Here is an 8,354-nt window from a genome sequence, read left to right as displayed (position 1 = left end):
GCCATAACGTGGGTTTTAATCCTATGCTGTGGTTAAGCTGATTGCGCCATACAATCGCTCCCGAACCTGCAGCGTCCAAAGGAGCCGCACAGTAAACCCCGGCGAGTCGGCGCTGGGGTTTTTTATTGCCCGGACACTTCTTCCGCTTTCGGTCGACGCCGATAAAGCAAAAACCCCTCACGCTGATCCTCGATATATTTACGGCGCTGCTCGTGCAATCTATTGGGTTTTACGGCCATTACCGTCGATCCCGACCATTCGCCTTTACCTGCCTCAAACACTGACAGTCCATACTGTGTGTCGTCCCCCTCGCCAATTACCCAGCTTTTGATGTAACGGCGCTTGAGGAGCATTTTGCCCGGTTCCATAAAGGACTCTTCCCAGTGCAACCAGATTTCATCCGGGGCTTTGATCGCGTCGGCAAGCAAGCGCATATACGGGCCGCGGCCGTTTTTACTGGCCTTCCACTCTCCGGCAAAATTTTGGAACAAATCCTCATTGATCGTTAACGCCCCCTGCGCCACATCCCGATACACCACGCCCTGACCGATGTCGCGCCAAACTCGGCTAAAAACGCCTTGGCATATTCCGGGTCTGTGAGGCCGTCCGGTAACAGGCGCGAGGCCGGAACCGGCGTCGGCGGCAGCACATCGGGCAGCGCCATCCTCGCCGGAAACGTCGTCGGCAGGTTGTCGAGCGGGGTCGGCGTAAATGATTTGACCCAGCGCGCGCCCGGGTTGTAGTCCCAGCCCTGGTCGGGGATAAATGTTAGGCGCTTGCCCGGATTATCCGGATCGGGGATTGAGATGCCGCGCCGGATGAGCTTGTCGCGGTAAATCTCGCCGGTGCGCTTGTCGGTCGCTTTTTTGCTCGGCTCCTCGTACCCGACGATGCGCACATCACGCTCAACGTGCAGCCCTTTTTGGCGGATGTTGTACTCGGAGAGCGCCCGCACGGTGCAGCGGCAGTTAAAGCCGTTAGGCGGCGCGATCAGCCGCCAGGCGGTCGAGTCGACCGGGAAGACCTTGTTATGCAGCGCCGCATGAGCGCGGCGGGTGCGCCCGTCCATGATGGCGACGTATTGCAGGTACGGACGGTCGGCAGCGTTACTCATAAACGCGCGCCAGCGCCCAGCGGCGTAGGCGGTTTGCATGTTGGTCCGAAATATCGTCCGCAGTCGCTGCGGGCTGCCCTCGCGCACGACCTCGGCCTGACCGTCCTCGCCGACGACGATTTTTTTGCCCCACCATCCCTTTTGTTGCAGGACGGGGGTTAGCTGCTTGACAAACCAGTGCTCGCTTTTGCCCTCGGCGAGCGCCTGATCAAGCCCTGCGCGGATGTCCTGCAGGATGTCCAGGCGAGCGAGCTTGGCGACCGTAAATGCGCGGTCGTGAGCCTCGCGCCAGTTGTCAAACCAGTCCCATGTGATCCGGTACCCTTTGCTCCTAAAAAACGCGATAGCCTCCTCTGGCGGCAGGCCAAAGACGGCAGAGAGATCAATGGCGGCCATCGTTTAACGCGCCTCCTGTGGCGCAGGGAGATCATCCTCCTGCGCGGAGAGTTGCCCCCAGATGTCGGCAACAAAGAGGGCGCGGGCAAAGAGCTCCTCAAGCGCTTTGTCATCCATCTCCGGATACCAGCTCGCCATCTCGATGAGCGCCTCCTCCGGCGCCATGCCGTTTTGCAGTGCATCAAGGACGGGTTTGAGCAGCGGATCAACGATAGCATCCCAGTCGATACTCTCATCAATGGCGCGATCAAGCGAGTCGTCCAGACTCGTTTGCGCATTAATGAGGCCGTCAAACTCACCGGATTTGAGGTCGCGCTCAAGCTGCCGAGCGGTGGCCAGCGCCCGGCGATGGCACGATGCCCAGGCTTGATGCCAGTTGTACCAGCCGGGAGCGGACGCCATCTGCGCGGAGAGTTTTGCCGGATTGGCAGGGTCAGCCGATCCGGTCGGTTGCGGCGCGCCATTATCCTCACCCATACCCGTTTGCGCGCGTAAAACGACCTCGTCGTTGTTAGCGCGAGGGATGCGCAGCTTGTCATGCGCCCAGTCGGCCGGGATCTGCATGCCGATATTGACGAGCGCGGGCAATGCCTCGGCGTATTGCTTAATGTCCTCACTGCGGCCTGTGTCAAATACCAGGCGCGGGCAGCGGCGCCAGTCCCATCCGACGCCGCCGCGATTTAACGCGAGCAGCGGATAGAGGAGATCGCGTGTAATTGTTGCTGCAATCTCGCCGCGCATCGGCGGGCAAGGATGTCCTCGCGCACCTCGCGGTGCAGTTGCCGCATTGCCCGAGCCGATGCCGGTGGCCTTGGTCTCGGCGCTCATCGTCTGGCCAAGGATGGCTTTAGATTCGGATCGCTCGGCCCAATCGACCATCGCCATGTGCGGCGTCGCATCGCCCGCCGCCTGAGATTTTGGCGATCTCGATCTGCATGTCGGCGGGCATGATCGCGCGCGCATCGTGCCCTAATGCGGTTACGGCGCGCAAGAGGCTCGCCTTGGCCTCCGGATCGGCGCCGCGAATAGTATTTGCCGGTAATAATCGGCAGGCCAAAGGTTTCCAGGAGCTCGGCAAAATCCCCGACTGCGTAAGTTTTGTACACAAACGGCCAGGCGAGCACGCGATGCAGCCCCATCCGGGCGGAGATACCCCGGTTTTGGCTTTGCCGTGCGTGTGCAACGATCCAGCCAAACGGGGCAAGCGGTGCCGCCGTCGACGGAGAGATCGCACAGGCGCAGCTCGCGCCGCGTGGAGTTAAGGCAAAACCACTCCTGCGGGCGCGGATTGCATGGCAGGCAGCCACTCGCCGTGGTCACTGCGCCACTCAAGCTCAACCGGCGCAAAGCCATGTCCCACCGCGTCCATTAACGCGAGTATCAGATCCTCAATCGGATCGACGGGCGGACGATACTGTCTCGGTCAGCCATTCGGCGTTGGCTTTTCCGCGGCGCGGTCGCGTTGCGCGGCGGGCTCCAATGCTCCACTCAGGTCAAGCAGTAGAGCTAATTTGCGCTTGGCCATCTCGGCGGCAAGGTGCGCGTCGCGCTCCTCCATATCGGCAAAGATGCGGTGCTGGGCAAATGAGGTTGCCCGGCATCGGCCTCACGCAATGCATCGGCCAGACGCGCCCGGCGTGATACCCTCAAGCATGCCGGTTAAATACTCGTTATCCAGCGTGCTGATGCGGCTGGTCTGCGGCTCGCGCCAGCATCCGCATATCAACGGGTTGCCGTACTTGGTCAAGGATTTTTGTGGTAGTAGCCATCGTTTAAATCATCCGTCTTGATGCGCGCGGGTAATCGTCATCAAGGGACGATGCCCGGCGCGGTATGCTGATAAATCTCGCTCGTTTGCCCGGCGCCGCTTGAGGCCGAGCTCCCAGAGCATGATGCAGCGCATCCGGGCCCGTCGTCGTGGTCGGCCCTTAGGAAAATGCCGTAAACTGCTCAATCAGCGTTGTATTGCGAGGGATGCAGGCGGATGAGGCCGTTTTTAATGTGCGGCTGGAGTGACTCGATACGCAGGAATTTTGTCGGTGGTGGGGCGTAACCGGCCCTAGCCGGCACCGGCACGCCAAGAATGGCGGAGCGGCGGCACGAGCTCCGAAAACAAAAACACGCCTGAAAACTGCACAGCCTCAACGGCCCAGACGAAGGCAGCGATACTCGCGCTGCAGGGCAATCACATCCTCAATGAATGCGGGTCGGGCAGGCGCTTTTTAATTTGTGCCTCGACGACATCCAGGATGCCGCCGTGAGCCGATTAAAGCCGCCGACAAGCAGGGCCGAGGGGTCGCGGCTCGCCCCCGCTTTGCCCAGGGACGGGTCGCACGCCCCGTAAAAGAGCCAGTCGTTAAGGCGACTCACCCAAAACTGGATGCAGTTTGCAAAGGGGCGCATTGTCGCCGGCGACCGGGTCGTTTTGATACTCGCTGTCAAACGTGTCATGCCCGTCACGGGCGCGGATTTTCATAAGGACTTCGAGGGGGCGCCGCGGCCCAGGAGACTAGAGCCCCCGCGTCCATCGCCTCGCGGTGGAGCGCGTAAAAACGCTTCGGCCCCCGCCTCGCCCTCGTTGCGCAATCGCTCCTCCCAGGCGTCCCACAGGGCCATATTGTCCGGCCAGCGGATGAGCGCCTTAAACTTGGCGGTGCGCCACATCGGATTACTCAGCGTGCGGTTTAGCACCGAGTCGTAGTGCAGGATGGTGCCGATGTAGACCACATCGTATTTGGCATCCGCGCCGCCTAATGGCAGCACGGTTTTTTTAAGCCAGCTCTCCAACTTGTCGCGCTGCTCGGGGTTTGCGCACCTGCTCGTCGTTCTCGATGTCATCAAGTACACAAAGGTCGGGACGATACGGGCCGTGGCGCAGACCGCGCATTTTTTTGCCCGAGCCAAACACCTGCACCTTGGCATTGCTGCGCGTGATGATCGTGCCGGCGTTCCAGATGCTCCCTCGACCGGTCGCGTCGGGGAAATCCATCATCAATCGCGGGTTAAACTCAAGCTCGGCCTTGATCGCCTCAAGCATCGGATAGCCTGATCGATGCTATCCATGACAATGACCGGGTAGCGTTTGCGGCCAGTGACCAGACACCAGAGGACAAATAACTGAGAGACCAGCGTCGATTTAGCCTCTCCGCGTGGCGCGGCGATGGCATCGGCGGCGCTTTTGATTTGTCCCACGATCTCGGGCAGGAGCTTGTAGAGGTATTTGTGCAGCTCCGACTCCGCCGGGCTCCGCACATAATGCGGAAAATAGACGCGCGTAAAAAACCTAAAATCCTCGCGCGCCTGAGCAATACGCCGCGCGCGCTCGGCCGGGTCCGGCGAAAAACCCGAAACCTCGGCCTCAATCCGCTGGCGCAGTTGCGCCGCGTAGGCGGCAAGATCGTTGATCGCCTCGCGGGCGGATGTTTTTTTGGCCTCTCATGGCCGTTTGCGCCCCCCGGTGCGACGCCATAGGCGACGCTGGCCAGCGCGACGCATCGCCTCGCGCACGTCCATTGAGGTAAGCGTTGCCCAGGCCATGACGTAGCCGCAGGCGCTTAACGCACGCGGGCGTGTGACATGCTCCGCAACATGCCGCGCAGCGCAAAAGATGCCGCGCAAGAGGCGCACAATCGCGCGATACAGGGCGATTAATACCGCGTCCATCTGGTCACACAGGCAAAGCAAAAAAAAGCTCATCAGCGCGCTCCTTGTGCGTTGTCATCGATAATCTCAACGGTGCGGTAGCGCTTGCCGTAAGCCTTAAAGTACCCCTGACGCAGGGTCTGGTCGACGGCCGACTGCGCGCCACAAAGCACGCCTAAAAGTATCCCCACGCCAAACGCGACCAGGCATAACAGCCCGCTGACAAATCCGACAAACAGCTCCATCGCTCTCTCCTCTTAACGTTGCCCCGCCGCCCACGCTTCAACCGCCGACAGGGCGGCCTCGGCCTGCGCCGGGTGTAGCCTGATAAACAGATCAACAAACCCCTTGATCGCGCCCGTCTCGACCGCCAGGCGGTCAGCCTCGGGCATCAGGTTTTTGGCGGCCGCACGCAGCTTAGCGATGGCGTCTCCCAAGGTCGCCACGGTCTGCACGACCTCGGCCGGATCGCTGATCTCGTCGATGCGCTCCAGCAGCGCCTCGCAACGGATGAGACCGGCGGAGACCACGCGCCCCATCGCCTGCTCAATGCCGCCGCCGGCGACGATGAGCGATGCCGCCCTAAATTTGTCCCCAGTCATCGCCCTCACGCTTTGCCGCGTTAAACCAGTTACGCGCCGTGCCGTAGGGCACGCCGGTTTTATCGGCGGCCACCTCAAGCGGCAGTCCGCCTATGTAGGCGGCGCGCAGCTCCAGTCGTTTTTCCGGGGGGTGGGCCATGCTTACGCCCCCGGAAACTTGGCGCGTAGCGCCGCCACATCGCGCCCGCGCTCGGTAATCTGCGCGAGCTCGCCGTTAAAACGGACGAGCCCCATCTCGACGAGCCAGTCAATATCCGCACGGATGAGATCCAGACTTGCCGCGATGCCGTGCACCACATCAAGCTCTGCGCGCAGGCGCGTTAAGCCGATGGCCGGCTCAAAAGCGATGGTGGCGAGCAGTGATTTACGGCGTCTTGCCTCGCTCTCGGTCATTACTGCATCCCCTTGGTAGTGATCTGGTTGAGGATGAGGCGCACGTTGTCGCCAACCGCGTGCGACTCGCCGCGCAGCTCGGAGAGGCCCTCGGCCACCTCGTTGATGCGGTCATAGATGTCGGAGAGATCACGCTGGCCGACGCCGTGCTTGACCTCAGACTCCACGCGCGACAAGCGTCCCTCCATCGCCGAGAGCGACTCGCGCATGTCAAACTCCATCTTATCGAGCCGCTCGGTATGCGCGCGCCCCATCGCAAGCTGCTCGTCGAGCGTCTTGCGCAGGCCCTGCGATCCCTCAATGCGCGCGCGCTCCTGCGCCTCAAAGCGCGTATCCAAGCGCTTGTCAATCTGGGCAAGCAAGAGCTTGCCAAAGCCCGCCACGCAGCCAAAAAACCCTAAGAGCAGCGAGACGAGCTGCCAAATATCTACCGTAATCATCATTTGACCACCCCCCGTTTTTGCGCGCTCTCCAAAATCTCCTGACAACGCACGCAGGTTGTCACGCCCGGCAGCGCACGCAGGCGCGAGCGCGGGATCATCTCCTCGCACAACCGGCAATAGCCCGGCGCGCCCTCGACCATCGTGCCGGTGACGGCATAGCGATCCTTATGCGCCACCAATGCGGCGCGTCTAAACAACTCCTCGCGCTCGGATGCGCGATCAATGATGTCGCTCACTGCCGTCCCTCCTCGTAGTCAATCAGGGCGTCGAGCCGGGCGCGACAGAGCTCGTATTGCGATCCGACCTCGGCGGCCCACTGAGCGACGTCGGTATCGGAGGCAGCTGCTCCATGCGCTGCATCAGGTGCGCCGGCGGTTTTCGGCAGGGCATCATCTGCGCCGGCGTGACGATTGCCGGCGTTGTTGAGCAGGCGGACAGTGCGAGCATCAAGGCAAGCGCGACCGCGGGTTGAGCGGGTGATCTCATTGCGTAACTCCTCTCGGGTTTTGGTGAGGCGAGATTCGGCGGTGAGCAGCTCTTGCGAGAGTTTCTCGCCGCGCTCAGTCTCGGTTTTTAGCCGTGCGTTAATGGCCTCAAGGGCGGATGCGCGCGCCTCCTGCGCATCGCGCTCAATGCGCAGGATTTGCGCCTTGCACTCTTTTTGGGCCGATGTGTAGCCAGTCACTACGCCGACCACGCAGGAGAGGCAGATGCTCGCCAAGACAAGGACAAAACCGTTCATACAGCACCTCCGGGCCGTGTCTTTAACGCGCGCAGGCGCTCGGCATACTCATCACGCAGGCGATCTCTATCGCGTCCGATGAGATACGGGATGCGATTTTGCGCGGCTTTTCGTAATGCCTCCGGGCTATCGGCCTTGGCGATCTCGCGCGAGAGGCACCCGGCGTGCATGGCCGACAAGGTCGGGTTGCTGGCGATCCGTCTGGCTCCGCTCATCGCGCCGGCTCCTGCCCCAGACAGATGCGCGTCCATTTCAAACGGCTCGTCCAGACGCCGCCGCAAAAATCGTGGTTCCAGGGCAATGAGCAGTCGCGTTTTTGGACAAATCTAAAATCAAGGATGGTCTCGCAGGCGCCCTCATAGTCGCCGGCGGCCAGTTTGCGCGGGATGCTTGAGCGGCAAACTGCGGTCGCCCCCACGTTATACGAGAGATAGACATAGGCGTCATACTCGTACTGATGCAGAGGGACAGTGATGCAGTCTTTGAGGATCGCCTCTTTGACGGCCACATCGCGCACGGCAAGCTCTACCGCTGCCGTCGGCGTGATCGTCTCGCCTGCTTTAACCGGCGTGCCGTCAGCATGCCGCGTGCTGCCAAAACCAACGGTGGCCACATCCCCGGGCACAGGCGATCGCGCTGTGCCGATAAACCCCTCAGTCGCCACCAGCGCGGCAAAGCCAGCAGCCGAGAGCGAGAGCGCGGCCATAACAATGCGGTTGCGGCTCATTGCGCACCTCCTTGTTGTGCGGCGTCATGATGGGCGTGCGTGAGCGTGCAGGGCGTGTCATTGCGCCAGAGACGCGCGCGGGCCTCGCAGTCGGGCGCAACACGGCAATAGCCGTATCCGGCAAGCGTTGAGGCGTCGTAATGGCGGCACGTCCCGCAGCGCCGCCTGGTGTTTGGTGTGGTGGTGTCCATGCGCGAGAGATTACGCGCGCGCGCAAGGCCGGATAAGGCGGGCGGCCGTCAGGGGGATAGTATTATTTGGTGCGGGAGAGCGGGGAGCAGATGCGCCGGCAGAC

General features: G+C 61.7%; 17 protein-coding genes and 1 pseudogene. All 18 read right to left on the bottom strand.

Going from position 1 to position 8,354, the window contains the following annotated elements:
- Positions 1–122 precede the first annotated feature (122 nt).
- Positions 123–524, bottom strand: a complete 402-nt coding sequence (locus tag ABCS64_RS02230) for a PBECR2 nuclease fold domain-containing protein (protein WP_418890302.1) — start codon at positions 522–524, stop codon at positions 123–125.
- Positions 506–1,510: a phage head morphogenesis protein gene (locus tag ABCS64_RS02225; protein WP_418889898.1), complete on the bottom strand. Its 1,005-nt coding sequence runs from the start codon at positions 1,508–1,510 to the stop codon at positions 506–508. Before ABCS64_RS02225 ends, ABCS64_RS02230 begins: the two co-directional genes overlap by 19 nt.
- Positions 1,511–1,513: 3 nt before the next feature.
- Positions 1,514–2,473: a phage portal protein family protein gene (locus ABCS64_RS02220; RefSeq protein WP_418890281.1), complete on the bottom strand. Its 960-nt coding sequence runs from the start codon at positions 2,471–2,473 to the stop codon at positions 1,514–1,516.
- Positions 2,474–2,544: 71 nt separating this feature from the next.
- A pseudogene (locus ABCS64_RS02215) lies at positions 2,545–2,817 on the bottom strand (phage portal protein family protein); the annotation flags it as partial.
- Entirely contained in the window at positions 2,769–2,894 is a 126-nt protein-coding gene (locus ABCS64_RS02210; protein WP_418890301.1) for a phage portal protein family protein, read from the bottom strand. The pseudogene ABCS64_RS02215 and the gene ABCS64_RS02210, both read right to left, overlap by 49 nt.
- Positions 2,895–3,982: 1,088 nt before the next feature.
- Positions 3,983–4,297 carry a hypothetical protein gene (locus ABCS64_RS02205; protein WP_418890280.1) on the bottom strand — a complete coding sequence of 105 codons (315 nt, stop codon included), beginning with the start codon at positions 4,295–4,297 and terminating at the stop codon, positions 3,983–3,985.
- Complete coding sequence (locus ABCS64_RS02200) at positions 4,281–4,547, bottom strand: hypothetical protein (RefSeq protein WP_418890279.1); 267 nt, start codon at positions 4,545–4,547, stop codon at positions 4,281–4,283. Before ABCS64_RS02200 ends, ABCS64_RS02205 begins: the two co-directional genes overlap by 17 nt.
- Before the next feature lie 398 nt (positions 4,548–4,945).
- Positions 4,946–5,206, bottom strand: a complete 261-nt coding sequence (locus ABCS64_RS02195) for a hypothetical protein (RefSeq protein ID WP_418890278.1) — start codon at positions 5,204–5,206, stop codon at positions 4,946–4,948.
- Entirely contained in the window at positions 5,206–5,397 is a 192-nt protein-coding gene (locus tag ABCS64_RS02190) for a hypothetical protein (protein ID WP_418889905.1), read from the bottom strand. Before ABCS64_RS02190 ends, ABCS64_RS02195 begins: the two co-directional genes overlap by 1 nt.
- Before the next feature lie 12 nt (positions 5,398–5,409).
- Entirely contained in the window at positions 5,410–5,754 is a 345-nt protein-coding gene (locus ABCS64_RS02185) for a DUF1804 family protein (RefSeq protein ID WP_418890277.1), read from the bottom strand.
- Positions 5,735–5,893, bottom strand: coding sequence for a DUF1804 family protein (locus ABCS64_RS02180; protein ID WP_418890276.1), 159 nt, complete (start codon positions 5,891–5,893; stop codon positions 5,735–5,737). Before ABCS64_RS02180 ends, ABCS64_RS02185 begins: the two co-directional genes overlap by 20 nt.
- 2 nt (positions 5,894–5,895) lie before the next feature.
- Positions 5,896–6,147, bottom strand: coding sequence for a hypothetical protein (locus tag ABCS64_RS02175; protein WP_418890275.1), 252 nt, complete (start codon positions 6,145–6,147; stop codon positions 5,896–5,898).
- Positions 6,147–6,590 (bottom strand): hypothetical protein, encoded by a 444-nt coding sequence (locus ABCS64_RS02170; protein ID WP_418890274.1) that lies wholly within the window; start codon positions 6,588–6,590, stop codon positions 6,147–6,149. Before ABCS64_RS02170 ends, ABCS64_RS02175 begins: the two co-directional genes overlap by 1 nt.
- Positions 6,587–6,826 (bottom strand): TraR/DksA family transcriptional regulator, encoded by a 240-nt coding sequence (locus ABCS64_RS02165; RefSeq protein ID WP_418890273.1) that lies wholly within the window; start codon positions 6,824–6,826, stop codon positions 6,587–6,589. The genes ABCS64_RS02170 and ABCS64_RS02165 overlap by 4 nt, the downstream gene beginning before the upstream one ends.
- Positions 6,823–7,332, bottom strand: coding sequence for a hypothetical protein (locus tag ABCS64_RS02160; protein ID WP_418889909.1), 510 nt, complete (start codon positions 7,330–7,332; stop codon positions 6,823–6,825). The genes ABCS64_RS02165 and ABCS64_RS02160 overlap by 4 nt, the downstream gene beginning before the upstream one ends.
- Entirely contained in the window at positions 7,329–7,547 is a 219-nt protein-coding gene (locus ABCS64_RS02155) for a hypothetical protein (RefSeq protein WP_418889910.1), read from the bottom strand. The genes ABCS64_RS02160 and ABCS64_RS02155 overlap by 4 nt, the downstream gene beginning before the upstream one ends.
- Entirely contained in the window at positions 7,544–8,059 is a 516-nt protein-coding gene (locus ABCS64_RS02150) for a glycoside hydrolase family protein (RefSeq protein WP_418889911.1), read from the bottom strand. The genes ABCS64_RS02155 and ABCS64_RS02150 overlap by 4 nt, the downstream gene beginning before the upstream one ends.
- On the bottom strand, positions 8,056–8,250 hold the full coding sequence (locus ABCS64_RS02145; RefSeq protein WP_418889912.1) for a hypothetical protein: 195 nt from the start codon (positions 8,248–8,250) through the stop codon (positions 8,056–8,058). The genes ABCS64_RS02150 and ABCS64_RS02145 overlap by 4 nt, the downstream gene beginning before the upstream one ends.
- Positions 8,251–8,354 lie beyond the last annotated feature (104 nt).

This window comes from Dentiradicibacter hellwigii (genome assembly GCF_041770905.1).
GTDB classification, from domain to species: Bacteria; Pseudomonadota; Gammaproteobacteria; order Burkholderiales; family Rhodocyclaceae; genus Propionivibrio; species Propionivibrio hellwigii.
Note: the sequence above shows the minus strand (reverse complement) of the source record. Positions and strands in the feature narration are given on the sequence as shown.